This is a genomic window from Amycolatopsis sp. NPDC114478, assembly GCF_055633805.1.
In genome coordinates this window covers 479,158-504,363 of the sequence record NZ_JBVKDO010000002.1, presented here as the reverse complement: position 1 = coordinate 504,363, position 25,206 = coordinate 479,158, and the positions used below count along the sequence as shown (strand labels likewise).

Sequence of the window (25,206 nt, the reverse complement as noted above, 5' to 3'; positions counted from 1 at the left end):
GTAACACGGCGGGAACGTCTTCAGGATTGGATCAGACCAATATCGGCGTCAAGGTCTAGACCACTAAACCGGCCGGATGGCGGTAGCCGTTGCTCGCTGCGCATTCCGCGGCCGATGACCGCCAGTGAGCAACGATCGGATACAAAACCGTGCCAACTCCGGCGATCTGCCGGTAGCGTGCGCGTCCATGCGGGTGAAGTGGGGGAAGAATGGACTGCGCAGAGTGACCAAGCCGTGGCGTGCGGCCCCCAAAGCCGCCCTCACCAGCCCGCTCACCCTGATCGTGGCCGCCGTGACCGCGCTGCTGGCCTGCTTCCTCGGCACCGCCGCGGTCCTGCAGGCCTCCGCCGCCGGCGGCGCGACGATCGCCTACCAGACCGGGATCACCTGCCCCGACAGCTACGGTCCGGTGTTCGGCAAGGGCAACATCCCCGTCCAGGACATCCCGGCCCTCACGAGCGCGGTGCAGCGCCACGCGCCCGCGCACGGCTTCGGCGCACCGGTCGTCGGCCAGTACACGAACGTGCTGCCCGGCACGCAGTTCAACGGCGACCCGCACTACAAGGTCCGCCTCGCCTACCGCGACCAGGCCGGTCTGGACAACCTCACGCTGCAGCAGGGCACCCGCGCCCCCGGCCTGTGGCTGGGCAACGTCGTCGCCGACGCCGAGCACATCGGTGTCGGCGCCAAGCCCGGCATCCGGGGCATCGCGCTGCCGCCGGTCACCGGCGTCTACCGCGACCTGCTCGACCCGCCGCCGCGGTGGTGGTGCTCGCAGCAGTCCGGCGCCGTCGTCGACCGGCTCGCCAACGACCCCATCGACTCGATCGTCTTCGCCACCGACCGCAAGACCTTCGACACCGCGGTCGCGGCGATCGGCCTGTCGAAGATGCAGTACCTCCACATCTCCTTCTACGAACCGGCCCCGGTCACCCTCAGCGCGGCCGAAGACCTCCTGCAGCGCTCCCGCGACCTCGTCGCCGACGTCCGCGCCGATCTCACCGCCCAAGGACTCGGCAGCCTCGTCGCCGCCGACGTCCCGACGTTCGAACGCTCGGTCCAGATCGCCCGGCAGGCCCAGGACAACGTGTTCATCTCGATCCTGCCGCTCGCCCTGATCAGCGTCCTGGTCGGCTGCGCCGGCCTCGGCACCGTCGCCCTGCAGTGGTACCAGCGCCGGCACGCCCAGCTGCGGCTGCTGTCCGCCCGCGGCAGCGGACCGGGCGCCCTCGGCGGCCTCGCCATCGCCGAGCTCGGCCTGCCGATCCTGCTCGGCGGCGTCCTCGGCGCGGCCGCCGCCCGCCTGCTGCTCGGCGTCTACGGCCCACCCGGCGTGCCCGACCCCGAGGCGGAGCTGCAGGCCGGCCTCGTCGCGGCCGGCGTGCTGGTGGTGTCCCTGGCGCTGCTGGCCCTGGTCGTCGCCGTCCGAGCCCACCTCGAGTTCGAACTCGGCCGCGTCCGCCGCGGCGGCAACCGGATGCGGCTGCTGGGCTACTTCCCGTGGGAGCTCGCGACGGCGGGGATGGCGTGGCTCGGCTGGACCCGCCTCGCCCACTACAGCACCGGCTCACGCCTGGGAAATCCATTACCCCAGGTCGACCCGCTGGCACTGACCTACCCGGTGTTCGTCGTGCTGACCGTCGGGCTGCTGACCGCGCGGCTGGCGTGGCTGGCCCTGCACGCCTCCCACCGCGCCCGCTTCTGGTCCCGCCCGGCACTGCAGCTGGCCATCCGCCGCCTCGCCGGCGCCCGCGCCCCGGTCACCGGCGTCCTGGTCATCGGCACCCTCGCCATCGGCACGCTGGCCACCGGCATCGGCATCGCCAACGGCCAGGAGGCCGCCCTCGACACGAAGTCGGCGATCTTCGTCGGCAGCAACGCCCGCCTCGACACCGACAGCCCCATCGGCATGGGCACCGTCCCGATGCCCGCCCCGCTCGCCGGCACCAGCACCGTCGTCGGCGAGCTGACCGGCACCGGCAGCGTCGTCCTCGTCGTCGACCCCGACACCTTCACCCAGGGCGCCGCCACCGCCGACGTCCCCACCGACAACCTCGCCGGGCTCCTGCGCGAGATCGCGCGACCGGACTCCCGCGGCACCCCCGTGCTGCGCATCGGCCACACCGGCAAGCAGACCGCCCAGCTGCCCGACGGCCTGCGCGACGCCGTCACCGTCGCCGACCTCCCGGTGTTCCCGATGATCGGCACTTCCCCCGGCTACGTCGTCTCCCGCACCGCCCTCGACCACGGCCAGCTCGACCGCGTCCCCAAGTGGAGCGTGCTGACCACCGCGCCGATGGCCGACGCCACCGCCGCCCTGCGCGCCGCCGGCGTGTTCATCCCCAACCGGATCGGCCGCGAAACCGCCCTCGACAGCCTGCCCTTCTTCGTCGTGTCATGGACGTTCTCCTTCGTCGCCCTGCTCGGCGCCGTGCTCGGCATCGTGGCCATCCTCGCCCTGCTCGTCGCCGTCGAAGTCCGCCGCCGGCAGAACGCCCTCGCCGGCGCGCTCGTGCTGCGGATGGGCATGCGCCCCCGCACCCTGCTCGCCAGCCACCTCATGGAGCTCGGCGCGCTCAGCGGGCTCGCCATCGCCGTCGGCGTGGTCTGCGGTGTCTCCGTCGCCGGGCTGTCGGTACCCCGGTTCGACCCGGCGACGTTCCTCGCACCCCGCTCGGAACTGCCCGACCCGCTGCCCTTCGTCCTCACCGTGCTGCTCATCGGCGTCCTGGTCGTGGGCCTCGCCGGCTGGATCGCGGTGCGCTCGGTGCGCACCGCCCGGACCGCGGAGCTGATCCGTGCCTGACAAACCGATCTTCACCCTGCGCGGCATCGGCGTCGACTACCCCACCCCGGCCGGCCTCGTCACCGGCGTCGACGACGTCAGCTTCGACGTCCCCGCCCGCGGCATGACCGTCTTCGCCGGCCCCTCCGGTTCCGGCAAATCCACCCTGCTGCGCGTCCTGGGCCTGTTCGAGCAACCGGTCCGCGGCACCCTGACCTTCCAAGGCGCCGACGTCCACCGGCTCAAGCACCGCGAACGACGCGCCCTGCGCCGTCACCACCTCGGCCTGGTCTTCCAGAACCCCTCCGACAACCTGCTCGGCTACCTCTCGGTGGCCGACAACCTGCGTGCCGCGGCCGAAGCCGCCGGCACCGGATGCCGCCCCGACGACATCCTCGGCCAGCTCGGCCTGCACGGCACCGGTGACTGGAAGATCTCCGCGCTCTCCGGCGGCCAGCAGCAACGCCTGGCGTTCGGGTGCGTGCTCGCCGCGCGCTCGACCGTCATCCTCGCCGACGAACCCACGTCCCAGCTGGACGAGGCTTCCGCCGACCTGGTGCTCGACACCCTGCACTACCTGGTGGACCAGGACTTCGCCGTCCTGGTCGCCTCGCACGACGACCGCCTGATCGACCTCGGCGCGCGCGTGGCCCGGCTGCACAAGGGCACGCTCGAACGCGTCGAAGAACGGGAGCCGCAACGATGACCGTCGTGGAAGCCGTCGGCCTGCGCCGCAGCTTCGCCCACCCCAGCGGCGACATCGAAGCCCTGCGCGGCCTCGAACTGCGCGTCGGCGCCGGCGAGCTCGTCACCGTGTCCGGCCGCTCCGGCTCCGGCAAGAGCGCGCTGCTGGCCCTGCTGTGCGGGTTCGACTCCCCCGACTCCGGCTGCGTCCTGCTCGACGGCGTCCCGATCAGCGGCGCACCCCCCTGGCACACCTGCGCCGTGCTGCCCCAAGCCCTCGGCCTGGCCAACGAGCTCACCATCGCCGAAAACGTCGCTCTGCCGCTGCGCCTGCGTTCCGATGTCCCCCGTCCCTCCCGCGCCGCGATCCACGACCGCGTCACCGGGCTGCTCGACGAACTCGGCATCGGCGACCTCGGCGACCGCTACCCCCTCGAAGTCTCCTTCGGGCAGCAGCAACGCGTCGCCCTCGCCCGGGCCGTCGCCGGCCGCCCCCGCGTCCTGCTCACCGACGAACCCACCGCCCACCTCGACGCCGGCAGCACCCCCCGCGTCCTGCGGCTGCTGCGCCGCTGCGCCGAAGAAGGCGCCGCGGTCATCGTCGCGACCCACGACGACGAGGTCCACCGCATCGCCGACCGTCGCGTCCGCCTCCTCGACGGCGTCCTCACCGCCCTGCTCGACTGACCGATCCAACCGATCAGGAATCGAGAAGCGCTGGTCAACGGCCCGGCAATAGCGTCATAGCCGTACCGCAGACCACGACTTCAGGAGCACCGATGAGCACCCAGGGGATCAAGACCGTCCTGCACCCCGTCACCGACCTGGCCGCCGCCAAGGCCGTCTACACCGCCCTGCTCGGCACCGAACCGCAGGCCGACGCGCCCTACTACGTCGGCTACGACGCCGAAGGCCAGCACATCGGCCTCGTCCCGAACGGCGCCCAGCAGGGCATGACCGGCCCGGTCACCTACTGGCACGTCGGCGACATCGCGGCAAAGCTCGCCGAAGTGACCGCCGCCGGCGGCAAGGTCAAGGACGAGCCGAAGGACGTCGGCAACGGCCGCCTGGTCGCGACCTTCACCGACCCCGACGGCAACGTCCTCGGCGTCCTGCAGGACGCCTAGTCCAACGCGGTGGCCCGGCTGACCTCTTCCCAGGCCGCCAGGTCCGCCGCGAGCGCCCGGTGCTGGGCGCGGATCGCCTCCACGGCATCCGCGCCCAGAGCCAGGTGCAACGGGGCGTCTTCACTGCCCACCGCGCGCACGATCGCCGCGGCCGCCTTCGCCGGATCGCCGGGCTGCGTGCCGTCCATGTTCTCGACCGCGTCCCGCGTACCCGACGTCGACACCGCGTAGGCGCCGATCGTGCGGGAACGGTGCATGCGGCCGCCCCCGAACTCCGTCCGGAACGCCCCCGGCTCGACGATCAGTACGCGCACCCCGAACGGCCGCACCTCCTCGGCCAGCGCTTCCGAAATCCCTTCCAGCGCGTACTTCGCCGCGCAGTACGCGCCGAACCCCGGCGGCGCCACCTGCCCGCCCATCGAACTGATCTGCACCACCGTCCCGCTGCCCTGCGCCCGCAGGTGCGGCACCACCGCCTTCGTCACGGTGACCGCGCCGAAGAACATCACCTCCAGCAACGCCCGCAGCTCGTCCACGGTCAGCTCCTCCACCGCGCCGACCGAACCGTTGCCCGCGTTGTTCACCACGACGTCGATCCGGCCGAACTCCTCGAGCGCCGTCTTCACCGCCGCGTCGACCTGCCCGGCATCGGTCACGTCCAGCGCCGCGGTCCGGACCCGGTCACCACCACGATCCCGCAACCCCGCCAAGGTCTCCGGCCGCCGCGCCGTCGCCAGCACCCGGTCACCCGCCGCCAGCGCCGCCAGCGCGATCTCCCGGCCGAACCCGGCCGAGCAGCCGGTGATCAGCCACACGCGGCCGTCGGTGTTCGCCATCTTCGTTTCCTCCCAGTGGATTCCTGCCCCCATCCTGAGGACGAGCACCACCGCACCGCCAACACCGATCCCCTGCCACGGCTACAGTCGGAGCCTGTGACCCCCGAGCTGCGCCAGCTGCGCTACTTCGTCGCCGTCGCCGACGAAACCAGCTTCACCCGCGCCGCCGCCGGCCTCCACATCGCCCAGCAATCCCTCTCCCAGCAGATCACCGTCCTCGAACGCGGCCTCGGCACCCGCCTGTTCGACCGCGACCCCCGCGGCACCCGCCTCACCGCCGTCGGCAAGCTCTTCCTCCCCGAAGCCCGCGCCGTCCTGGCCCGCGCCGACGAAGCCCTCACCACCCTCGGCCGCGCCCTGCGCGGCGAAATCGGCAGCATCCGGCTCGCCTTCCTCACCACCACCGCGAACTACCTGCTGCCCCCGATCCTGCGCGCCGTCCGCGAGCGCTACCCCGACCTCGACGTGACGACCGCCGAAGCGTCGATCTCCGAACTCGTCGACGGCCTGCGCGACGGCCGCTTCGACCTCGCCTTCACCCGCCCGCCCCTCGTCGACAGCCTCGCCTCCCGCACCCTGCTCACCGAAGAGGTCTGCGCCGTCGTCCCGGCCGACCACCCCCTCGCCACCCGCACGTCGCTCGAACTGGCCGACCTCGCCGGCGAACCCTGGGTGCTCACCCCACGCAGCAGCTGGGAACCCTGGCACCGCAGCTACGACGCCGACTTCGCCGCCGCCGGCTACACCCCGCGCGTCGTCCAGCGCGCCGCCACCGTGCAAGGCCTGCTCGGCCTCGTCGCCGCCGGCGTCGGCGTCACCCGGCTGACCCGCTCGTCCCACAGCCTCCGCCGCACCGGCGTCGCCTTCGTCCCCCTCACCGGCGACGTCGCCCGCACCGAACTCCTGTGGGTACCCGGCCACGACAACCCCGCCATCCCGGTGCTCACCGACCTCGCCGTCGAACTCGCCGCGACCACCGACCTGACCGAAGCCGGCTGAATCGTCCCGTTGTCACCCAAAGTTGATCGGCAAGCCCATTTCGTCGACGAAAACGATCACCTTTTTTCGTTGCCGATCAACCGAAAATCGCCATAACCTGTTCGAAGCCGACGAGTCATCGATTCCGGCCGGAGAAATCGGTTTCAGCAAAGGAGTCCCGGGATGACCTCGCCCCCAGTCCGCCCCCCTTCCCTGGCGGACGGCGGAACCGCGCTCTTCCGCTGGGTCGACGACATGCGCGAGAACACCCCGGTCATCGCCGACGAACACGACACCTGGCACGTGTTCCGCCACGCCGACGTCCGCCGGATCTTCACCGATCACCAAACCTTTTCCTCCGACCCCGGACTGCTCCTGCCCGACACCGCCGAAGCCGTCCGCGGCAACATGGCCGCCGTCGACCCACCGGTTCACCACCGCCTGCGGAAACTGGTCAGCAAAGCGTTCACCCCGAAAGTCATCGCCGATCTGGAACCGCGGATCATCACCGCCACCGACACCCTGATCACCGCGATGGCCGACCGCGACGACCCCGACCTCATCCGCGACCTCGCCTACGCACTCCCCGTCGTCGTCATCGGCGACCTCATCGGCATCCCACCCGAAGACCGGACCCTCTACCGCGGCTGGGCCGACGCCCTCCTCGCCGGCGGCGCACCCCGCGAAGACGGCACCTCCCTCACCGAAGTCATGGAGGACTACCTCGCCGACCTGCTCTCCCAACGCCGCCGCCACCCCGAAGACGACCTCTTCAGCGGCCTCGCCCACGCCGAAGTCGACGGCGAACGGCTCGCCGACCACGAAGTCCTCAACTTCGCCTCACTGCTGCTCGCCGCCGGCCACATCACCACCACCATGATGCTCGGCAACACCGTCCTGTCCCTGCACGACTTCCCCGACGCCGCCGCCGCGGTCCGCCGCGACCCCACCCTCATCCCCAGCCTGCTCGACGAAGTCGTCCGCCACCGCCCGCCGATCATGCGGCTGCTGCGCATCACCACCACCGACGCCCACCTCGGCGGCGTCACCATCCCCGCCAAAACGATGGTCACCCCCTGGGTCCTCGGCGCCAACCGCGACCCCCGCCACCACCCCGACCCCACCGCGTTCGACCCCCGCCCCCGCAAGGAAACCAACCTCGCCTTCGGCGGCGGCGTCCACTTCTGCCTCGGCGCCCCGCTCGCCCGCCTCGAAGGCCGCATCGTCTTCGAACAGCTCCTCGACCGCTTCGCCGACATCCGCGTCCGCGACGGCGTCCAGGTCGGTTACCCCTCACCGATGATCTTCGGCGTCCGCGAACTCCCCGTCGAGCTCATCCCGCGCCGAACCACCGCCCGCACGGCGTGATCGGCAACGCACCCCCGCCCCGGGCACCCCATCCGTAGAATCGACGACGATGCGACGTCTCAAGTGGTACTGGGGGGCCTTGGTCCTCGCCTGCGTGGCCCTGCTGGCCGGCTTCTTCGTCTTCTTCGGCTCCGAAAGCCAACCCGGACGCCCCCAACCCCGCCAAGGCCCACCCGGCACCGGCCCCCTCACCGTCGTCGCGATGGGCGACAGCACCGTCTCCGGCGAAGGCGCCGGCCAGTACACCGCCACCACCAACGGCCAAGGCGGCAACTGGTGCCACCGGTCCCCCAACGCCTTCGTCGACAAGATCGCCGTCCCCGGCATCACCGCCCACGTCAACCTCGGCTGCTCCGGCGCCCCCGCCGAACAGGTCGCGCTCGGCGACGTCAAGCAGTGGACCGAACCCTCGCAAGCCCAGCAGCTGGCCACCCTCGTCAAGGACCACCGCGTCGCCGCCGTCGTGATCGCCGTCGGCGCCAACGACGAACCCAAGTTCTCCAACCAGGTCACCGAGTGCTTCAAAGCGTGGTTCAACCCCGGCGGCCCGCCGTGCAGCACCGCGCTCAAGCAAACCTGGCAGTCCAAAGTGGACGCGATGGTCCCGAAGGTCGCCACCGCCGTCGCCGACGTCAAGAAAGTGCTGGCCGCCGCCGGGTACGTGCCCGCGGACTACCAGCTCATCGTGCAGTCCTACGCCGCCCCGATCGGCCCGGACCTGCCGGAGGACCTGCGCACCCTCAACGGCTGCCCGTTCCGGGTCGAAGACCTCCGCTGGATCTCCCAGACCGGCATCGGCGTCCTGTCCTCCGGCCTCAAGGCCGCCGCCCAGCAGACCGGCGCCCGGTTCCTCGACCTCGCCAAGGCCGGCGTCAAGCACGAGGCGTGCAGCGGCGGCGCGAACCCGGCGACGGAGTGGTTCACCCGCCTGACGCTCCAGCTGGCCGACCTCGGCCAGGCCGAGCGAGCGGGCCACGCGCTGCAGGAGTCGTTCCACCCCAACGCGGCCGGCCACGCGGCGATCGCGAACTGCATCACGGAGTTCATCGCGGCCCGCGAAGGCAACGCCTCCTGTCTGGCGGGCGCCGACGGCAAGCTCCACCCGGCCCCGGAGGTCGTGGCCCGCTGAGGCTCCGGCCGCTTCTCTGCTTTTGTCGGATGCTTGCCGACGTGGTTTTCAAGCCTGCTGAGTAGTATAGGGCGTTATACAGTTAAAGATCGAGGGCGGCCCGCAGAGCGATGTCGATGCGTTCCTGGACGTCCTGGTCGATCTCGGCGAGGCGCTCGTCGAACCACGGCCTGTAGAGCCGGGTGAGGTTGAGCGTCGACACCCAGTAGCGGGCGTCGATCGCCACGCCGAGGATGTCCATCGGGTCGCGTTCGAGGAGCTCCGTGCCGAGCAGCCAGGGGCGCTCGGACTCGTTCACCCCGTCCGAGGACAGCAGCACGACGGTGCGCTGCCGGGCCGGTTCGGTCGGGGGGTGGTACGTCCAGACTTCACCCCTGCGCACGCAGATCCTTCTCGGCCGCGCTCAGTTCGGCCTCGTCCGATTCCGCGACGGCCGGCTCCGGCCTCTGCGGGGTGTAACCCGTGCGCACCGCCTCGCGCCTGGCCGCCTTCGACAGCCAGGACGAGACCGAGATTCCGTGGGCTTTCGCGGCGCGCTCGGCGAATTCCAGAGCCCCGCTGTCCAGCGAAAGAGTCACCTTACGTGTTGCCATACCTTTTACCGTACCAGTGCCCCGGCCGCCGGGCGGAGCACTGGTGTCAGAACGTCGGCGAACGTCCCTCGAACGGCGTAGAGAGCACCACCGTCGTCCGGGTCGACACCTTCGCGGCCTCGCGGATCCGGCGCAGCAGGTCCTCCAGCCCCAGCGGCGACGGGACGCGCACCAGCAGGATGTAGGACTCGTCGCCGGCCACCGAGTAGCAGGACTCGATCTCCTTGATGTGCTGGATCCGCTGCGGGTAGTCGTCCGGCGCGGCCGGGTCGTTGGGCGTCAGCGAGATCAGGGCCGTCAACGGCAGGCCGATCTGCTCGCCGTCGAGCCGCGCGGTGTAGCCGAGGATGACCCCGCGCTGCTCGAGGCGGCGCACCCGCTGGTGCACCGCCGACACCGACAGCCCGACCCGCTCCGCGAGGTCGGTGAAGCTGCGCCGCCCGTCGGCCGCGAGCTCCTGGACGATCGCCTGGTCCAGCGGCTCCAGGCCGCCGGCCGTCATGCGTCCAGCACGACGAGCTCGTGCGGCTGGTTGTTGACCGGCTCGACGCCGTCCTCGGTGACGATCACGATGTCCTCGATCCGGGCGCCCCACCGGCCCGGCTGGTAGATGCCCGGCTCGACGCTGAAGGCCATGCCCGGCTCCAGCGGCAGCGCGTTGCCGGCGATGATGTAGGGCTCCTCGTGCACGTCCAGGCCGATGCCGTGGCCGGTGCGGTGGATGAAGTACTCGCCGAACCCGGCCTCGGCGATGACGTCGCGCGCGGCCGCGTCCACGGCCTCGGCGGTCACGCCCGGCTTCACCGCGGCCACCGCGGCGGCCTGAGCGCGCTGCAGCACCGCGTAGGTCTCGGCTACGTCGGCGTCACGCGGCGCCCCGACCGCGTAGGTGCGGGTGGAGTCGGAGTTGTAGCCGGCCGGCAGCGGGCCGCCGATGTCGACGACCACGACGTCACCCCGCTCGATGACGCGGTCGGAGACGTCGTGGTGCGGGCTGGCACCGTTCGGGCCGGAGCCGACGATCACGAAGTCGGCCTGGGTGTGGCCCTCCTCGACGATGGCCGCGGCGATGTCGGCGCCGACCTCGGCCTCGGTGCGGCCCGGCCGCAGCCACTCGTGGACGCGGGCGTGCACCCGGTCGATGGCCGCGCCGGCGTCCCGCAGCGACGCGATCTCGGCGGCGTCCTTGCGCATCCGCAGCTCCCGCACGACCGGGCCCGCCAGGGTCTGCTCCGCGGTCCCGAGCGCGGCGCGCAGGGCCAGGACGTGCAGGGCCGGGGTGAAGTCGCTGACCGCGACGCGGCCGGGCTTGCCGAGCCGGTCCGCGACGAGCTTGTACGGGTCGTCGCCGTCCACCCAGGTCAGCAGTTCGACGCCGAGCTCGTCGGTGGGGACGTCGGCGTAACCGGGGGCCTCCAGCTTCGGCACGACGAGCGCGGGCGTGCCGTCGGCCGGCACGACGAGGGTGGTGAGCCGCTCGAACGACCCGCCGGCCTGGCCGAGGAGGTACCGCAGGTCGGACCCGGGCGCGATCAGCAGGGCATCGGTGTCCGCGGCGGCCGCGGCGGTGCGGGCGCGGTCCAGGCGGGCCCGGAGGGCGGCGGCGTCGGGGGCGGGCGTGTGGAGGGAACGGCGCGACATGAGGCGAGCCTAGTGGGGCGGGCGACGCGGCCGGCCGGCGTGGGGCCACGACATGCCGGGCCGGGTGACGCACCTCCCCCACCGGCGCTGCGACTCGGCGGCGAGCGACGCCCCGCAGCCGCTCCCCTCCCCCGCCGATGCGTGGCGCCCCCTCCGGCGCCGCCCGGCGTGGCAGGCTGTGCGGGTGACCGGACCACTTGCCCTGCTCGACTCCGCGAGCCTGTACTTCCGTTCGTTCTTCGCCCTGCCCGACTCGATGCGCGCCGCCGACGGGACGCAGGTCAACGCCGTGCGCGGGTTCGCCGACACGATCGCGCGGATCCTCACCGACCGGCACCCCTCGCGGCTCGTGTGCTGCCTCGACGCCGACTGGCGGCCGAAGTTCCGCACCGACCTGCTGCCCAGCTACAAGGCGCACCGGGTGGCCGAGGAGACCGGCGGCGGCAGCCCCGACGTCGAAGAGGTCCCCGACACGCTCACCCCACAGGTCCCGATCATCCTCGACCTCCTCGAGGCCTTCGGGTTCGCGACCGCGGAAGCCGCCGGCTACGAGGCCGACGACGTCATCGGCGCGCTGGCCACCAAGGAGAAGAACGACCCCGTCGAAGTGATCACCGGCGACCGGGACCTCTTCCAGCTCGTCCGCACCGAACCCACGCCCACCTCGGTCATCTACGTCGGCAAGGGCTGGGCCAAGGCCGAGGTGCTCGGGCCCGCCGAGATCGCCGAGCGCTACAGCCTCCCCCGCGAGACCGCGGGCCCCGCCTACGCGGACATGTCGATGATGCGCGGCGACCCCTCCGACGGCCTGCCCGGCGTCGCCGGCATCGGCGAGAAGACCGCGGCGAAGCTGATCACGCAGTTCGGGTCGCTCGACGCGCTCCTGAAGGCTTCCGCTGCCAGTGACAACCGCGTCCCCCTGAAGACGCGGTTGCGGCTCTCCGAAGCCGCCGACTACCTGGCCGTCGCGCCGACCGTGGTCCGGGTCGCCGTCGACGCGCCGGTCGAGCAGTCCCGCCCCGACACCGTGCCCGCCACCCCCGCCGACCCGGACCGCGTCGCCGAGCTGGCCGAGCGGTGGAACCTCGGCAACTCGGTCGAACGCCTCCTCAAGGCCCTGCCCGGCGCCTAGAAGTACGTGCCGCACCACGGCGCGGCGATCGTGGTGAACAGCTCGTCGGCACGCGCCGCCGCACCGGGGTCCACGACCTCGACGCGGCCGGCATGCGCCAAGGCCGTCGCGCTCCACTGCCCGAGGTAGAGCATGCCGAGGGTGTCGACGTCGAGGGCCAGGTCCGCGGCGGCGTCCGTGCGGCGGGCGCCGGCCGGGCCGACCTCGTAGTGCCCGGCGTTGGCCGGCAGCATCCGGTCGCGCACCGCGAGCACCACCGGGTCCGCCGCGCGGTAGGTGCGGGCCGCGAGCGCCGCGGCGACGTCGACCGGACGCAGCCACAGGTCGTCCTCGACGTCCGCGGTGACCGCGTGGCGGTGGTCGGTCAGCGTCGGGGCCAGCGGCTCGTCGACCGGGCGGTAGCGGCCGCGGATCCCGGAGACGAGGTCCACCGACAGCAGGAACCGCCAGAGCGCGGCGTGCGCGGCCGGGTTCGCGGCGGTCAGCTCGCGGATCTTCAGCACGGGCCCGGCGTCCGGCGAATCCAGCGTGCGGCGGTCCACGGTGTCGTACACGACGTACCCGTCGTCTCCGTCCGGTCCACTGTGGACGGCGACGACGTGGCTGCCCTCCGGCCCGGCGAGCCGGTCGTGCGCGATCGGCCACCACTGGGCCGGCCGCCCGATCATCCCGGGCCGGTACAGCCCGATCTTCCGGTACAGCACGGGGATCTCCCGCACGGCCTCCTCGGGCGTGAGCATCCGGACGTCCCCGCTCACCGGCACGCGGTCGTGGAGCCGGGCCGCGGGCCGCGGCACCCACAAGGTCTTGCCGAGCGTGGCCGAGCCGTAGCCGAACCGGCCGTAGATGGTGGGCTCACTGGCGTGCAGGGCGGCCAGCGGAACCCCGCGCGCGGCGAAGTCCTCCAGCTGCGCGGCCATCATCGCGGTGAGCACCCCGCGCCGGGTGCGGTCGGCGCGGACGCCGACGCCGTCGACCGCCCCGAGCGCCAGGACACCGCCGCCGGGCACCGCGATCTCCGTGTCGTAGGAACTGGCGATCCCGATCGGGGTGGCACCGTCGAACGCGCCGAACTTGTGCGCCGCGGGCCAGGATTCCCCGTACCGGGCCCAGGACTCGTCGCTGACCCGGTTGGTGTGCAGCGAGCGGCCCAGCAGGTCGAACGTGGCGCGGCGCTCGTCCTCGGCCACGGGGCGGACGTCGAAGTCGGTCATGCCGCCGATCCTGCCGCCCGGCCCCGCCCGCGGCATCTCCATTTCCGCCCGCGGCGTCAGTAGTGCGTGCCGCTCCAAGCCGCCACCCGGGTGCCGAACAGCAGGTCGGCGGCGGCCGGCGCGGCCGGGTCCCGGACCTCGATCCGGCCCGCCTCCGCCAGCGCCGACACCCGCCACGTCCCGAGGTACACCATCGCGAGGGTGGTGACGTCCAGGCGCAGCGCCGCGGGCTCCTCGGTGCGCTCGGCGCCGTCCGGGGTGATCCGGTAGGTCCCGCTGTTGGCCGGCAGCAGCGGGTCGGTCACCTCGACGACGACCGGTTCGGCGTGCCCGTACTCCCGCGCGGACAGCGCCGCCGGGACGTCGACCAGGCGGACCCAGTGCTCGTCCCCGATCCGGTCGACCGTGCTCCGGCGGTGGTCGGCGAGGATCAGCTCGATCGGCTCGTCCAGCGGCCGGGCCTCGGCGACGATCGTGTCCACGAGGTCCACACCCAGCAGGAACCGCCACAGCCCGGCGAACGCCGCCGGCGTGCCCGGGAACAGGTCCACCAGGCGCAGGCTCTTCGTCCACGGGTGCGCCTGCAGCCCGTCGACGAAGTAGGTGGCGAAGCCGTCGGGGCCGTCCGGCCCGTGGTGCACCAGCGCCTTCACCGGCTGCGGGCTGCGCCGCGCCTGGCCCTCGTACAGCCGCCACAGCACCTCCGGCCGGGACATCGCCCCGGGACGCCGCGCCAGGCCCTCGTAGACGCCGGGAAGCACCTCCAACGCCTTGTCCAGCTCCAGCAGCTCCAGTTCGCCGGTCGCCGGCGCGGCGGGGTCCAGCCGCGCGCGGTTCCGGTCGACGGTGTAGGTGCGGTACCGGGTGGCCAGGCCGTAGCCGAACCGGCCGTAGATCGGCGCCTCGGACGCGAGCAGGCTCGCGAACACGACCCCACGCCCGGCGAAGTCCTCGAGCTGCGCGGTCATCAGCGCCCGCAGCACGCCCCGGCGGGTCCGGTCGGCCCGGACCCCGACCCCGGTGACCCCCGCCATCGGCCGCCGCGCGCCCCCGGGCGCCGTCAGCTCGGCGTCGAACGAACGGGCCGTGCCGATCAGGTCCGGGTCGAACGCGCCGATCGTCCCGCCGGGCTGGAACGCCCGGGACGCGCGCTCCCAGTCCTGGTCGTCACTCGGCGGCACGTGCAGGCTCGCGCGGAAGAGGTTGCTCGCCGCGCGGTGCTCACCGGGGTCCAGCGTCCGGATCTCGAAGTCGCTCATCCCCGGATCATCTCCGGAAACGACGGAATCCGGCCACCGCAATTCCGCGGCGACCGGATCCCGTGGTGGAGCTACTTCGTGGCGGGCGGGGAAACCTCGTAGTTCCCGCCGTCACCCTTGACCGTGATCGGGATCTGCGTCGGCTTGCCCGCGATGGTCGCGGTGCACTCGAACTTCGTGCCGTCCTGGACCTTCTGCTCGGCCGGGCAGGTCACGCCGGTGACCCCGTCGATCTTGTACGTCTCGGTGAGCAGCTTCTGCACGTCGGTCTGCATCTGCGTGTTGTTGAAGACCTGCGTCTTGAAGAAGCCGGGTGTCACGAAGCCGAGGACGCCGACCACCGCGACGACCACGACCAGCACGATGACGCCGATCAGCAGGCCCTTCTTCGACTTCGCCGGCTGCTCGCCCTCCGGCGCGCCCTGGCCGGGGTACTGCTGCTGGCCGTAGTCGTACTGGCCCGGCTGCTGCTGGCCGTACTGCGGCTGCTGCTGGGGCCCGCTCTGCGGGTACGCCCCGCCCGGCTGCTGCCCGTACTGCGGCTGGGCCTGCGGGCCGCTCTGCGGGTAACCACCCCCGGGCTGCTGCCCGTAGGGGGGCGGCTGCTGACCCCACTGCGGTTGCTGCGGCGGCGTGTACCCCCCGGGCTGCTGGCCCCACTGCTGCGGTTGCTGGGGCTGCTGCGGCTGGCCCCACGGCTGCTGCTGGTTCGGGTCGTACGAAGGCGGCTGCTGCTGACCCCACTGCGGCTGCTCCTGCGGGCCGCTCGGGGGGTACGCGCCGCCCGGCTGCTGCCCGTACTGGGGCTGCTGTGGGTCGTTGCCGCCATACGGCGTGCTCATCGTCTGCCTCCGCCTGCTTCGCTCATCTCACTGTCCACCCCGAAACCGCCGTAAAGCCGCGTACGCACGGTGTTGCAGGCGATCCAACCACAGGTCGGAGCCGAGCACACGTGTCCACGCTCGATGCGCTGCCCCGTCCGGAGCAGGGCTAACACAGAGTTCACGCGGCGCCCGCGGCCACGACACCCCGGCGCAGCGCCTTCACCGCGTCCGCCGCCGCCGCGCCCACCGGGTCGGCCTTGCCGAGCACGTCCCGGATCTGGTCGAGCAGGTCGATCACCTGACGCGACCAGCGCACGAAGTCTCCCGCCGACAGCTCCTGCCCGTTGGCCTCGGCCGCCGTGAGCACCTTCTCCAGCGACTCCCCGCGCGCCCAGCGGTAGACCGGCCACGCGAACCCCGCGTCGGGCTCGCGGGTGCGGTCGAGCCGGTGGCGCCGCTCGTCCTCGGTGAGGTCCACCCACAGCTTCACCGTCTCCTGCCACGCCTCCGGCACCGCACCACCCGGCAGCCGCGGCTCACCCGCGGTGTCACGCCGGGCTTCGAACACCAGCGTCGAGACGACCGCCGCCAGCTCGGCCGCCCCGAGACCGCGCCACACGCCGTGGCGGATGCACTCCGCGGCCAGCAGGTCCGACTCGCTGTAGAGCCGGGTCAGCCGGCGCCCGTGCTCGGTGACGCGGTCCTCGCCGTCCCCGGCCGACTCGGGCCCCAGGTACCCGCGCTCCCCCAGCAAAGCCAGGATCCGGTCGAACGACCGAGCCAGCGAGTGCGTCGTCGCGGCGACCTTCCGTTCCAGCTGCTGGGTTTCCGCCGCGAGCCGCTGGTACCGCTCGACCCAGCGGAGGTTCGCCTCGCGCTCGGCCAGCCCGTGGCACGGGTGCGCCCGCAACGCCCGCCGCAACGCCGCCAGCTCGCCGTCCTCGTTCGCCCCCGACCGCCGCTTCTGCCTGCCCGGCAAGGAAATCCCGGCGTTGCGCAGCGTCGAGGCGATGTCCCGGCGCGTCTTCGGCGACCGCAGCTCGATGTGCTTGGGCAGCTTGATCCGCCCCAGCGCCTCGACCGGTGCCGGGAAGTCGGCCACCGACAACGGCCCCGACCACCGGTCCTCGGTCACCACCACCGGACGCGGCTCCCGGATCGGGTCCAGCCCCGGGTCGACGACCACGGCCAGCCCGGCCCGCCGGCCCGCGGGCACCGCGATGACGTCGCCCTTGCGCAGCTTCTCCAGCGACTCCGCCGTCCCCGCCCGGCGCACCGCGGTGTTCTGCCGCGACAGCGCCTTCTCCCGCGTCGAGATCTTCGCGCGCAGCTCGACGTACTCGAGCATCTCGTCGAAGTCGCCGGTGATGGCGGCCGCGTAGCCCTTCAGGGCCTCCTTGTTCCGCTCGATCCGCCGGGCCGTGCCGACCACCGACCGGTCGGCCTGGAACTGCGCGAACGACTGTTCCAGCAGCTCCCGCGCCTCCGCCGCACCGACCTGGGCGACCAGGTTGACGGCCATGTTGTAGCCGGGCCGGAACGACGACCGCAGCGGGTAGGTCCGCGTCGAGGCCAGCCCGGCGACCTGCTTCGGGTCGACCCCCGGCTGCCACGCCACGACGGCGTGCCCTTCGACGTCGATCCCCCGCCGCCCGGCCCGGCCGGTCAGCTGCGTGTACTCCCCCGGCGTCAGGTCGACGTGCGCCTCACCGTTGTACTTGACCAGCCGCTCCAGCACGACCGTGCGGGCCGGCATGTTGATCCCGAGCGCGAGCGTCTCGGTCGCGAACACGACCTTCACCAAGCCGCGGACGAACAGCTCCTCGACGGTCTCCTTGAACGCCGGCAGCAGCCCGGCGTGGTGCCCGGCGATCCCGCGCTCCAGCGCCTCCCGCCACTCCCAGTAACCGAGCACGCCGAGGTCGCCCTCGGGCAGGTCCGCCGTCCGCTCCTCGATGACCTGGCGGATCTCCTCGACCTCGCCCGGTCCGTTGAGCCGCAGCCCCGACCGGACGCACTGGGCCACCGCGGCGTCACACCCGGCCCGGGAGAAGATGAACACGATCGCCGGCAGCAGCCCGGCCCGGTCCAGCTGCTCCACGACGTCGACCCGAGACGGCGGCCGGAACCGCGGCATCCGCGACTGCGGGCCCCGGCGCCCGCGCGGCCCGCCGCGGAACCCGGCGGGCGCGTACTGGCGGCCGATCTCCTCGGTGCGCCGCAGCAGGGTCGGGTTGATCCGCAGCTCCGCCCCGGGCGCGTGGACGTCGTCCCCGGCGAACAGGTCGAGCAGCCGGTTCCCGACCAGCATGTGCTGCCACAGCGGCACCGGCCGGTGCTCGTCGACGACGACGGTCGTGTCGCCGCGGACCTCGACCAGCCACTCGCCGAACTCCTCGGCGTTGCTGACCGTCGCCGACAGCCCGACCACCCGGACGTGCTCGGGCAGGTGCAGGATCACCTCTTCCCACACCGCCCCGCGGAACCGGTCGGCGAGGTAGTGCACCTCGTCCATGACGACGTAGCCGAGGTCGGTGATCGTCGAGGAACCCGAATAGAGCATGTTCCGCAGCACCTCGGTGGTCATCACGACCACCTGGGCGTTGCCGTTGATCGAGGTGTCGCCGGTCAGCAGGCCGACCGCGTCCGCGCCGTAGCGGGCGACGAGGTCGCCGTACTTCTGGTTCGACAGCGCCTTGATGGGCGTGGTGTAGAAGCACTTGCGCCCCTCGGCGAGCGCCAGGTGCACGGCGAACTCCCCGACGACGGTCTTGCCGGCCCCGGTCGGCGCGCAGACGAGCACGCCGTGGCCGCCCTCGAGGGCCTCGCACCCGCGAATCTGGAACTCGTCGAATTCGAAGGACGCCTCCGCGGCGAAGCGGGTCAACTGGGGGTACCGGCCCCGGCGCGAGGAGGCCGCATAGGCCTCGGCCGGGGAGGGAGAAGGGCTACTGGCCACCTCGTCAGGGTTCCACATCCCCCCGCCGGTCCGCACGCCGCGTGACCGTCGGCGGTCCTTGCTTCTTTTTTGTGTGAGCACCGCGCGGCGGTGCTCACACTTACCGGCCGCCGTATAGGTCGTTATACACAGGGAACCGGTGCGGATGCGGCGGCGTCGGAGGCTGCATGACCGAACCGTGTCCGAGCTGCGGGCAGCTGGACCAGGTGCAGCACGTGCCCGCCGTCTACCAGGGCGGACATGAGTTCTTCCGGGGGCAGGGGCCGACGGTGGCGGTACCCACCGGGGACGGGCTGGTCTACACGAGCAGCCAGGTCAGCGGGGTTTCGGTGTCGGCGGTGGCCCGGTCGCTGGATCCCTTCCCTCCCCCGCGCCGGAGCGGCGGCCTGGTGGCGGCGGTCATCGCGCTGGTGCTGGTCGGGAGCTGCTTCCTGGCGTTGCCGCTCTCGTCGCTGGACGACCCGCCGCCGGGCGGGGCGCTGGGCATCGCGGTGATCTCGTTGCCCGCGTTGTGCGTGTACGTCGCCGCGGGTGTGGTGATCTGGCTGTACGTCCGGCGGGTGCGGGCCCACCGGCGTCAGCGCCGCGGGGTGCCGGCGGCGCGGCAGGTGTGGGAGCAGGGCTGGTTCTGCCACCGCTGCGGCGGGGTGTACTTCGCCGACGCCGGGCGGCTGCTGACGCCGGCGCACTTCCGGCAGCTCGTGGCCCGCGCCGGCGGTTACGAGCGTTAGGCCAGGACGGTCAGGGCACCCGGGACGCAGCTGACCGTCACCGGGACGCTCCCCTGCGGCTCGCCGTCGGCGTAGGCCGGCCAGCTGTTGCCCGCCAGGGAGACCGACCGGGCGCGCAGCGTCCGGACCGCCGGGTGCGTGAGGTGCTTGCCCGTGCGCAGGCCGGGCAGCATGCGGATCAGGCCGCGGCGGGTCAGGTCCCCCACGACCGTCACGTCGAAGACGCCGTCCTCGGGGTCGGCCGTCGGGCAGATCGGGACGCCGCCGCCGTAGAAGCGGGTGTTGCCGACCGCCACCAGGGTCGCGTCGAGCTCCAGGCGTTCGGTGCCGGTGTCGACGACGACCGGGCGGGAGCGGAACGCGGCCAGTTCGGCGAGGATCGCGACGTCGTAGCGGCGCGGTCCGGACGGCCAGCGCATCCGGTTGGCGCGCTCGTTGACGCCGGCGTCGAACCCGGCGCACAGCACCGTCGCGAACCAGGTGTCGCCGAGACGGCCGAGGTCGATGCGCCGCCGGGCGCCCGATTTCAGGGCCGCCACCAGCGCCTCGACCGCGGGCAGCGGCTCGCCGGGGACGCCAAGGGCGCGGGCGAAGTCGTTGCCGGTACCTGCCGGGACCAGGCCGAGCGCGACGTTGTGGTTCGCGCAGAACTGGACGCCCTGGTGGGCGGCGCCGTCACCGCCCAGGACGACCAGGACGTCGAGGCCGGCGTCGTGGGAGGTCCGCATCAGCTCGCGGGACTCCTCGACCGTGTTGGCGACCAGCACGTCGAGGCGGTCGACGGCGGTGCGCAGCCGGTCGGCGACGGTGTCGGCGATCCGGGCGGCCGCGCCGTGTCCCGAAGCGGGGTGCACGGCGAGCGCGGCGTGGAGCCCCACTACGTGATGTCGTCGGTGCCGGAGGACCGGCCGCCGGACGCGGTCGGGGCGGACGGCTCGTCGTCGATCGTGCTCGGCGTGTAGTTGAACGGAGCGGCCTCGTCGTCGTCGAGCTGGTCCCAGCCCTCGTCCGCGCGTTCCCGGTCCTTCTTGCGGTCGTGGATGCGCGCGAGCTGGATGGACAGCTCGAACAGCACGGTCAGCGCGCCGGCCAGGCCGAGCATCGAGAACGGGTCGGAACCCGGGGTCGCGAACGCGGCGAAGACGAACAGCCCGAACACGATCCCGCGGCGCCACTTCTTCAGCTGCCGGTACTTGACCACGCCGACGCGGTTGAGCATGACCACCAGCAGCGGCAGCTCGAAGCTGATCCCGAAGATGATCAGCAGCGACAGCATGAACGAGATGTACTTGTCCGCCGTCAGCGCCGTGATGAACTCGCCCTGGCCGAAGCCCATGAGCAGCTGCAGCGCGTGCGGGAACAGGATGTAGGCGAGCACCGCGCCCGCGGCGAACAGCACCGACGCGAACCCGACGAACGTCAGCGCGTACTTGCGTTCCTTCGTGTACAGGCCCGGCGCGATGAAGGCCCAGATCTGGTACAGCCAGATCGGCGAGAACAGCACCGCACCGGCGGCGAGGCCGACCTTCAGCTGGATCATGAACGCTTCGAACGGCACGGTCTGCAGCAGCTGGCAGCCCTGGGCGCCGTTGAGCCGCCGGTCCGGCGGGATGGCGCAGTACGGGTCCTTGATGATCTCGCCGAGCGACGGGATCACGCCGACCTTGGTGCTGAACCAGAAGAACCCGATGATGCCGCCGATGACGACGGCGAGCATCGCGAAGCCGAGACGGCGGCGGAACTCGTAGATGTGCTCGATGAGCGTCATCGTGCCGTCGGGGTTGGTGCGACGGCTACGCTTGCGCCGCTTCGACCGGCGGCTGGTGCCGTTTCCGGAGGCGGGTTCCGCCACGGGGTGTTCCGTTCTCGTCGGAGTCCGCCGGAGCGCGCCGGGCCGGCGCGCTCCGTGGACCAGGGACCGGGTGTGGCCCAGCCGTCAGCTGGCGTTCTTCTGCGGCTGGTCGGCCGCCTGCTGCTGCTTCTTCAGCTCGTCGAGCTGCCGCTGCAGGTCGGCGACCTGCTGGTCGGTCGCGCCGGCGGGGGCGGGCGTGGCCGGGATCTGCTTCGTCTCGACCGGCTCGGCGTCCTCGTGCGAGGTGCTCTTGTCGCCCGCGAGGTCCCTGGTCTCGGCCTTGAAGATCTTCATGGACTTGCCGATCGACCGCGCCGCATCGGGAAGCCGCTTGGCCCCGAACAGCAGCACGACGAGCAGCACCAAGATGATCAAATGCCATCCTTGCAATCCGTTGGCGAACAAGATGGCCTCCTATCTGCGTCTGGTAGGGATGTTACTGGTTTTCCGGTTTCCGGCGGCGCTCCGCGAAGGCGACGCGCAGCGCGGCCGACCGGGCGCGGAGCAAACCGGCCCGGTCCTGGGTGTTCGTAGCCACCATGCTTGCGGTCTGCCGGAAACCACGCAAGACCTTGCCGGTCCGCACCAGCAGGACCACGAGCAGCAGCAGGCCGAGCGCGGCGAGCGCGACGGTGGGCAGGTACGGCACGTCGATCACCCTAGTGGTCGCAGGTTGACGGAAGGTGACGGGCTCGGGCCACGGCGTCGGCCGCGCGGCGTCCGACGTCCGACGCGAGGTCGGCCGGGCTCTCCACCAGCACTTCTCCGCCCAACCCCAGCACGAGGCGCACCATCCAGGACTGGTCGGCGTAGCGCATCCGGATCCGCAGCCGGCCGCCGTCGAGCTCGTCGAGCTCCTCGCACGGGTAGTACTCGGCTACCCAGCGTGCGTCCGGGTCGAGGACGAGCACCGCCTCCCGCTGGTCGGGACGCTCGCGGAAGACGCCTTCCGAAATGTCGGTCGGGTGCGCGTGCGCGGGCGGGCGCGAGGGCTCGTCGAGGATCGTCAGGTCGTCGATCCGGTCGAGCCGGAACAGCCGGACGCCTTCCGCGCGGCGGCACCAGGCCTCGAGGTAGCCGACCGCCTGGACGATCAGCAGCCGCATCGGGTCGACCGTGCGCTCGGTGATCTGGTCCTTGGACGCGGTGTAGTAGCGCATCCGCACCGCCCGCCGGTCCTGCAGCGCGCGGGCGACCTCCTCGCGGGTCCGCGCGGTCTTCTTGCCCTCGCGCACCCCGCCGCCGACGACCACGCCGGCCGGCTGGGCCTGCCCGGCGGCGGCCTCGATCTTGGCGATGGAACGGCGGACGGCGTCGCCGTCGAGCACCCCCGGCGTCTCGGCCAGCGCCCGCAGCGCGACCAGCAGCGCGGTGGCCTCGCCGCCGGTGAGCCGCAGCGGGCGGTTCATCCCGGCGTCGTGGGTGACGACGATCGTGTCGCCCTCGAAGGACAGGTCGATCAGGTCGCCGGGCCCGTAGCCCGGCAGCCCGCACATCCACAGCAGCTCGAGGTCCTTGCGCAGCTGCCTCGGCGTGACGTCGAAGTCCTGCGCGGCTTCGTCGACGCGGATGCCCGGGCGCGCCAGCAGGTACGGGACGAGCGCGAGCAGTCTCGGCATCCGGTCGGTGGACCCGCTCACCGGCCGCTCCCCTGCCGGGCCACGACGGCTTCGAGCCGGTCCTGGACGGTCTTGGCCAGCACGTCGGGTTCGAGCACGACGACGTCCGGGCCCTGCGCGGTGATCCAGTCGGCCGCCGACTCCGGGAAGTAGAGCCCGACCTCGACGAGGTCGCCCTCTTCGCCGTCGATGGTGGACCGGCCGACGACGGTGCCGCGGCGGCGGACCCCGGCGGCGCGGCCGTCGGCGACCCACAGCCGCGCGATGGTCACCGGCGCCGGTTCGGACTCCCCCGTCACCGAGACGAGCTTGAGCAGGTTGACGCCCTCGGGGCGCTGCACCTCGCCGGGCTTGCCGACCGTCCGGACCTGGCCGGTGACGCGCGAAAGGCGGAAGCAGCGGGTGGCGCCTCGGTCGCGGTCGTGCCCGACGACGTACCAGCGGGCCCGCCACGACACCACACCCCAGGGTTCGAGCGTGCGCATGATGCGTTCGGGCGAGCCGCTGCGGCGGTACTCGAAGCGGACGGCCTGGCCGTTCTGCACCGCGGCCAGCAGGGGGCCGAACGCCGGCTCGGCCCGCACGCGCGGCTCGACGACGGTGGGGGCCTGGTCGTCGACCTCCAGCCCGGCGGCGCGCAGCTTCACGAGGGCGCCCTGGGCCTGCCCGGTCAGCTCCGGCGAGTCCCACAGCCGGGACGCGAGCGCGACGGCGGCGGCTTCGTCGGGGGCCAGGTCGATCTCGCCGAGCTCGTAGTCGCGGCGGGCGATGCGGTAGCCCTCGATGGCGTCGAAGGCGGAGTTGCGGCCGGTCTCGAGGGGGATGCCTAGCTCGCGGAGCTCGGTCTTGTCGCGCTCGAACGTCCGGAAGAAGGCGTCGTCGCTGGCCGCGTCGCCGTACCCGGGCACGATGCCGCGGATCCGCTCGGCAGTGAGGTACTGCCGGGTGGACAAGAGGGCCAGTACCAGATTGACCAGCCGTTCGGCGCGTGCGGTGGACACCCGGTAGAGCCTAGCCCGCGCCGCCCGGCCCGATCGTGAGGTCCAGGGTGCGCGCGTCGTAATCGGCGCGGGCGGTGCTGACGGCGTCGAAGTTCGCCTCGGCCCAGTCCTTGAACCCGGCCATCAGCGCGCGCAGGCTTTCCCCCAGCGGCGTAAGGGAATAGTCGACGCGGACGGGCACCGACGCGGTCACCTCGCGGCGGATGAGCCCGTCGCGTTCGAGCACCCGCAGGGTCTGGGTGAGCATCTTCTGGCTGACCCCGGCGATGCGCCGCGAAAGGTCGCTGTAGCGCCGCGGCCCGTCACCGAGCGCGACGAGGACCAGGCTGACCCACTTGCCGGCGATCTCGTCGAGCAGCTTCCGGGTGGGGCAGGCGGCGAGGTAGGCGTCGTAGGCGGCCTTTTCGGCCAGCCGCCGCTGTTCCGCCGTGCGCGTGGGCACCGGGCGAACCTCCTGGTACGTGGGGAACCTGTGGGCGCGTACTTCCCGATGGAGAGTAGCTCCCCATAGGTTCGCGGGGAAGGTTTCCGGTGGGTGAGGAGTGTTCGATGCGGGCGATCGTGGTCCGGCGGTTCGGGGGTCCCGAGGTGCTGGAGTCGGTGGAGGTGCCGGTGCCGGAGCCCGGTCCGGGGCAGGTCCGGATCCGGGTGGCGGCGGCCGCGGTGAACCCGGTGGATCTCGCGACCCGCGCCGGGATCCTGACCGGGGCCGGGGTGATCCCGCCGCGGGAGGTGCTCGGACTGGGGTGGGATGTGGCGGGAGTGGTCGACGCGGTCGGCGGCCCGGCCGAGCAGCGCCCGCCTTTCCAGGTCGGCGACGCCGTCATCGGACTGCGTGACCGGATCGCCACTCCCCTGGGCGCGTACGCCGAGCAGATCGTGCTGGACGCGTCGGCTGTCGCCCTCACGCCCACCGGCATATCCGCTGTCGAAGCGGCCACCCTCCCGCTCAACGCCCTCACCGCCGCCCAGGCGCTCGACCTCGTCGAAACCGACGGGACCGTCCTGGTCACCGGCGCGGCGGGCGCGGTCGGCGGGTACGCCGTCGCGCTGGCCCACGCCCGGAAGCTGCGGGTCGTCGCCGTCGCGTCCGAGGCCGACGAAGCCCTCGTCCGCGGCTTCGGCGCGGACGAATTCCTCCCCCGCGGCCCCGCACTCGGCGACCGCGTGCGCGGGCCCGTGCCGGGCGGGGTGGACGCCGTCCTCGACACCGCCCTGCTCGGCCTGGACGCGCTCGACGCGGTCCGCGGCGGCGGCGAGTTCGTCGCCTTCGCCGCCGGAGCCGCCCCGATCACCCTGCGCGGGATCCGCGTGCGGAACGTCTGGATCCGCGCCGACGGCGAACGGCTGGCCGAGCTGGCCGAAACCCTTCCCCCGCGCGTCGCCGGCGTGCTGCCGCTGACGCGGGCCGCCGAAGCCCACGAACGGCTGGCCGCGGGCGGCCTGCGCGGCCGGCTCGTGCTGACCCCGTGAA

The 25,206-nt window shown here is 72.6% G+C and carries 26 protein-coding genes; 10 read left to right on the top strand and 16 right to left on the bottom strand.

What is annotated here, in order from left to right; translation table 11 throughout:
* Positions 1-223: 223 nt before the first annotated feature.
* From ACZ7OH_RS07020 to ACZ7OH_RS07005, 4 genes are all read left to right on the top strand, one after another.
* Positions 224-2,806: an FtsX-like permease family protein gene (locus ACZ7OH_RS07020; protein ID WP_470279995.1), complete on the top strand. Its 2,583-nt coding sequence runs from the start codon at positions 224-226 to the stop codon at positions 2,804-2,806.
* A complete protein-coding gene (locus tag ACZ7OH_RS07015; protein ID WP_470279994.1) occupies positions 2,799-3,491 on the top strand; it encodes an ABC transporter ATP-binding protein in 693 nt (230 codons plus the stop codon). Before ACZ7OH_RS07020 ends, ACZ7OH_RS07015 begins: the two co-directional genes overlap by 8 nt.
* A complete protein-coding gene (locus ACZ7OH_RS07010; RefSeq protein WP_470279993.1) occupies positions 3,488-4,156 on the top strand; it encodes an ABC transporter ATP-binding protein in 669 nt (222 codons plus the stop codon). Before ACZ7OH_RS07015 ends, ACZ7OH_RS07010 begins: the two co-directional genes overlap by 4 nt.
* Before the next feature lie 92 nt (positions 4,157-4,248).
* Positions 4,249-4,596, top strand: coding sequence for a VOC family protein (locus ACZ7OH_RS07005; protein WP_470279992.1), 348 nt, complete (start codon positions 4,249-4,251; stop codon positions 4,594-4,596).
* On the opposite strand, the gene ACZ7OH_RS07000 is transcribed toward ACZ7OH_RS07005, so the two are convergent.
* The gene (locus ACZ7OH_RS07000) at positions 4,593-5,432 is read right to left on the bottom strand and encodes an oxidoreductase (protein ID WP_470279991.1); all 840 of its coding nucleotides are present in this window, start codon (positions 5,430-5,432) and stop codon (positions 4,593-4,595) included. The genes ACZ7OH_RS07005 and ACZ7OH_RS07000 overlap by 4 nt on opposite strands.
* 96 nt (positions 5,433-5,528) lie before the next feature.
* On the opposite strand from ACZ7OH_RS07000, the gene ACZ7OH_RS06995 reads away from it, so the two are divergent.
* The 3 genes from ACZ7OH_RS06995 to ACZ7OH_RS06985 all read left to right on the top strand — a co-directional run bounded on the left by ACZ7OH_RS06995 (position 5,529) and on the right by ACZ7OH_RS06985 (position 8,907).
* Positions 5,529-6,431 (top strand): LysR family transcriptional regulator, encoded by a 903-nt coding sequence (locus ACZ7OH_RS06995; RefSeq protein WP_470279990.1) that lies wholly within the window; start codon positions 5,529-5,531, stop codon positions 6,429-6,431.
* A 162-nt stretch (positions 6,432-6,593) separates the two neighbouring features.
* The gene (locus ACZ7OH_RS06990) at positions 6,594-7,778 is read left to right on the top strand and encodes a cytochrome P450 (protein ID WP_470279989.1); all 1,185 of its coding nucleotides are present in this window, start codon (positions 6,594-6,596) and stop codon (positions 7,776-7,778) included.
* Positions 7,779-7,827: 49 nt separating this feature from the next.
* Positions 7,828-8,907, top strand: a complete 1,080-nt coding sequence (locus tag ACZ7OH_RS06985) for a GDSL-type esterase/lipase family protein (RefSeq protein ID WP_470279988.1) — start codon at positions 7,828-7,830, stop codon at positions 8,905-8,907.
* Positions 8,908-8,989: 82 nt separating this feature from the next.
* On the opposite strand, the gene ACZ7OH_RS06980 is transcribed toward ACZ7OH_RS06985, so the two are convergent.
* From ACZ7OH_RS06980 to ACZ7OH_RS06965, 4 genes are read right to left on the bottom strand one after another with little or no spacing between them, the layout of a single operon-like run.
* Entirely contained in the window at positions 8,990-9,289 is a 300-nt protein-coding gene (locus ACZ7OH_RS06980) for a hypothetical protein (protein ID WP_086682453.1), read from the bottom strand.
* Positions 9,276-9,500 carry a hypothetical protein gene (locus ACZ7OH_RS06975; RefSeq protein WP_400873520.1) on the bottom strand — a complete coding sequence of 75 codons (225 nt, stop codon included), beginning with the start codon at positions 9,498-9,500 and terminating at the stop codon, positions 9,276-9,278. The genes ACZ7OH_RS06980 and ACZ7OH_RS06975 overlap by 14 nt, the downstream gene beginning before the upstream one ends.
* A 46-nt stretch (positions 9,501-9,546) precedes the next feature.
* Positions 9,547-10,002: an Lrp/AsnC family transcriptional regulator gene (locus ACZ7OH_RS06970; RefSeq protein ID WP_400907257.1), complete on the bottom strand. Its 456-nt coding sequence runs from the start codon at positions 10,000-10,002 to the stop codon at positions 9,547-9,549.
* Positions 9,999-11,141: a M24 family metallopeptidase gene (locus tag ACZ7OH_RS06965; protein WP_470279987.1), complete on the bottom strand. Its 1,143-nt coding sequence runs from the start codon at positions 11,139-11,141 to the stop codon at positions 9,999-10,001. Before ACZ7OH_RS06965 ends, ACZ7OH_RS06970 begins: the two co-directional genes overlap by 4 nt.
* A gap of 184 nt (positions 11,142-11,325) precedes the next feature.
* Here ACZ7OH_RS06965 and ACZ7OH_RS06960 point away from each other — a divergent pair, with 184 nt between their 5' ends.
* Positions 11,326-12,273: a 5'-3' exonuclease gene (locus tag ACZ7OH_RS06960; protein ID WP_470279986.1), complete on the top strand. Its 948-nt coding sequence runs from the start codon at positions 11,326-11,328 to the stop codon at positions 12,271-12,273.
* Here the strand turns inward: ACZ7OH_RS06960 and ACZ7OH_RS06955 are convergent.
* From ACZ7OH_RS06955 to ACZ7OH_RS06940, 4 genes are all read right to left on the bottom strand, one after another.
* A complete protein-coding gene (locus tag ACZ7OH_RS06955; RefSeq protein ID WP_470279985.1) occupies positions 12,270-13,487 on the bottom strand; it encodes a GNAT family N-acetyltransferase in 1,218 nt (405 codons plus the stop codon). The genes ACZ7OH_RS06960 and ACZ7OH_RS06955 overlap by 4 nt on opposite strands.
* Positions 13,488-13,543: 56 nt before the next feature.
* Positions 13,544-14,746 carry a GNAT family N-acetyltransferase gene (locus ACZ7OH_RS06950; RefSeq protein ID WP_470279984.1) on the bottom strand — a complete coding sequence of 401 codons (1,203 nt, stop codon included), beginning with the start codon at positions 14,744-14,746 and terminating at the stop codon, positions 13,544-13,546.
* A 71-nt stretch (positions 14,747-14,817) separates the two neighbouring features.
* Positions 14,818-15,588: a DUF4333 domain-containing protein gene (locus ACZ7OH_RS06945; protein ID WP_470279983.1), complete on the bottom strand. Its 771-nt coding sequence runs from the start codon at positions 15,586-15,588 to the stop codon at positions 14,818-14,820.
* A 160-nt stretch (positions 15,589-15,748) separates the two neighbouring features.
* Positions 15,749-18,547, bottom strand: a complete 2,799-nt coding sequence (locus ACZ7OH_RS06940; protein ID WP_470279982.1) for a DEAD/DEAH box helicase — start codon at positions 18,545-18,547, stop codon at positions 15,749-15,751.
* A gap of 149 nt (positions 18,548-18,696) precedes the next feature.
* Between ACZ7OH_RS06940 and ACZ7OH_RS06935 the strand changes: the two genes are divergently transcribed.
* Positions 18,697-19,260: a hypothetical protein gene (locus tag ACZ7OH_RS06935; RefSeq protein ID WP_470279981.1), complete on the top strand. Its 564-nt coding sequence runs from the start codon at positions 18,697-18,699 to the stop codon at positions 19,258-19,260.
* Here the strand turns inward: ACZ7OH_RS06935 and ACZ7OH_RS06930 are convergent.
* The 7 genes from ACZ7OH_RS06930 to ACZ7OH_RS06900 form a co-directional block, all read right to left on the bottom strand.
* Positions 19,257-20,138, bottom strand: coding sequence for a diacylglycerol/lipid kinase family protein (locus ACZ7OH_RS06930; RefSeq protein WP_470279980.1), 882 nt, complete (start codon positions 20,136-20,138; stop codon positions 19,257-19,259). The genes ACZ7OH_RS06935 and ACZ7OH_RS06930 overlap by 4 nt on opposite strands.
* Positions 20,138-21,112, bottom strand: a complete 975-nt coding sequence (gene tatC / locus ACZ7OH_RS06925) for a twin-arginine translocase subunit TatC (RefSeq protein WP_470279979.1) — start codon at positions 21,110-21,112, stop codon at positions 20,138-20,140. Before tatC ends, ACZ7OH_RS06930 begins: the two co-directional genes overlap by 1 nt.
* Before the next feature lie 84 nt (positions 21,113-21,196).
* The gene (gene tatA, locus ACZ7OH_RS06920; protein ID WP_470279978.1) at positions 21,197-21,487 is read right to left on the bottom strand and encodes a Sec-independent protein translocase subunit TatA; all 291 of its coding nucleotides are present in this window, start codon (positions 21,485-21,487) and stop codon (positions 21,197-21,199) included.
* Positions 21,488-21,548: 61 nt separating this feature from the next.
* On the bottom strand, positions 21,549-21,761 hold the full coding sequence (locus ACZ7OH_RS06915; protein WP_400907288.1) for a bacteriophage holin: 213 nt from the start codon (positions 21,759-21,761) through the stop codon (positions 21,549-21,551).
* A 10-nt stretch (positions 21,762-21,771) separates the two neighbouring features.
* Positions 21,772-22,752: a helix-turn-helix transcriptional regulator gene (locus tag ACZ7OH_RS06910; RefSeq protein ID WP_470279977.1), complete on the bottom strand. Its 981-nt coding sequence runs from the start codon at positions 22,750-22,752 to the stop codon at positions 21,772-21,774.
* On the bottom strand, positions 22,749-23,732 hold the full coding sequence (locus ACZ7OH_RS06905) for a helix-turn-helix transcriptional regulator (RefSeq protein WP_470279976.1): 984 nt from the start codon (positions 23,730-23,732) through the stop codon (positions 22,749-22,751). The genes ACZ7OH_RS06910 and ACZ7OH_RS06905 overlap by 4 nt, the downstream gene beginning before the upstream one ends.
* Positions 23,733-23,742: 10 nt before the next feature.
* A complete protein-coding gene (locus tag ACZ7OH_RS06900; protein WP_470279975.1) occupies positions 23,743-24,174 on the bottom strand; it encodes a winged helix-turn-helix transcriptional regulator in 432 nt (143 codons plus the stop codon).
* A gap of 107 nt (positions 24,175-24,281) precedes the next feature.
* On the opposite strand from ACZ7OH_RS06900, the gene ACZ7OH_RS06895 reads away from it, so the two are divergent.
* A complete protein-coding gene (locus tag ACZ7OH_RS06895; RefSeq protein ID WP_470279974.1) occupies positions 24,282-25,205 on the top strand; it encodes an NADP-dependent oxidoreductase in 924 nt (307 codons plus the stop codon).
* The last annotated feature ends 1 nt before the right edge of the window (position 25,206 follow it).

Bases quoted from the DNA above. Each gene is read 5' to 3' on its own strand.
- ACZ7OH_RS06955 (WP_470279985.1), bottom strand. From the start codon at position 13,487: ATGACCGACTTCGACGTCCGCCCCGTGGCCGAGGACGAGCGCCGCGCC.
- ACZ7OH_RS06950 (WP_470279984.1), bottom strand. From the start codon at position 14,746: ATGAGCGACTTCGAGATCCGGACGCTGGACCCCGGTGAGCACCGCGCG.
- ACZ7OH_RS06895 (WP_470279974.1), top strand. From the start codon at position 24,282: ATGCGGGCGATCGTGGTCCGGCGGTTCGGGGGTCCCGAGGTGCTGGAG.
- ACZ7OH_RS06985 (WP_470279988.1), top strand. From the start codon at position 7,828: ATGCGACGTCTCAAGTGGTACTGGGGGGCCTTGGTCCTCGCCTGCGTG.
- ACZ7OH_RS07010 (WP_470279993.1), top strand. From the start codon at position 3,488: ATGACCGTCGTGGAAGCCGTCGGCCTGCGCCGCAGCTTCGCCCACCCC.
- ACZ7OH_RS06970 (WP_400907257.1), bottom strand. From the start codon at position 10,002: ATGACGGCCGGCGGCCTGGAGCCGCTGGACCAGGCGATCGTCCAGGAG.
- ACZ7OH_RS06940 (WP_470279982.1), bottom strand. From the start codon at position 18,547: ATGTGGAACCCTGACGAGGTGGCCAGTAGCCCTTCTCCCTCCCCGGCC.
- ACZ7OH_RS06975 (WP_400873520.1), bottom strand. From the start codon at position 9,500: ATGGCAACACGTAAGGTGACTCTTTCGCTGGACAGCGGGGCTCTGGAA.
- ACZ7OH_RS06935 (WP_470279981.1), top strand. From the start codon at position 18,697: ATGACCGAACCGTGTCCGAGCTGCGGGCAGCTGGACCAGGTGCAGCAC.
- ACZ7OH_RS07000 (WP_470279991.1), bottom strand. From the start codon at position 5,432: ATGGCGAACACCGACGGCCGCGTGTGGCTGATCACCGGCTGCTCGGCC.
- ACZ7OH_RS06945 (WP_470279983.1), bottom strand. From the start codon at position 15,588: ATGAGCACGCCGTATGGCGGCAACGACCCACAGCAGCCCCAGTACGGG.
- ACZ7OH_RS07005 (WP_470279992.1), top strand. From the start codon at position 4,249: ATGAGCACCCAGGGGATCAAGACCGTCCTGCACCCCGTCACCGACCTG.
- ACZ7OH_RS06965 (WP_470279987.1), bottom strand. From the start codon at position 11,141: ATGTCGCGCCGTTCCCTCCACACGCCCGCCCCCGACGCCGCCGCCCTC.
- ACZ7OH_RS06990 (WP_470279989.1), top strand. From the start codon at position 6,594: ATGACCTCGCCCCCAGTCCGCCCCCCTTCCCTGGCGGACGGCGGAACC.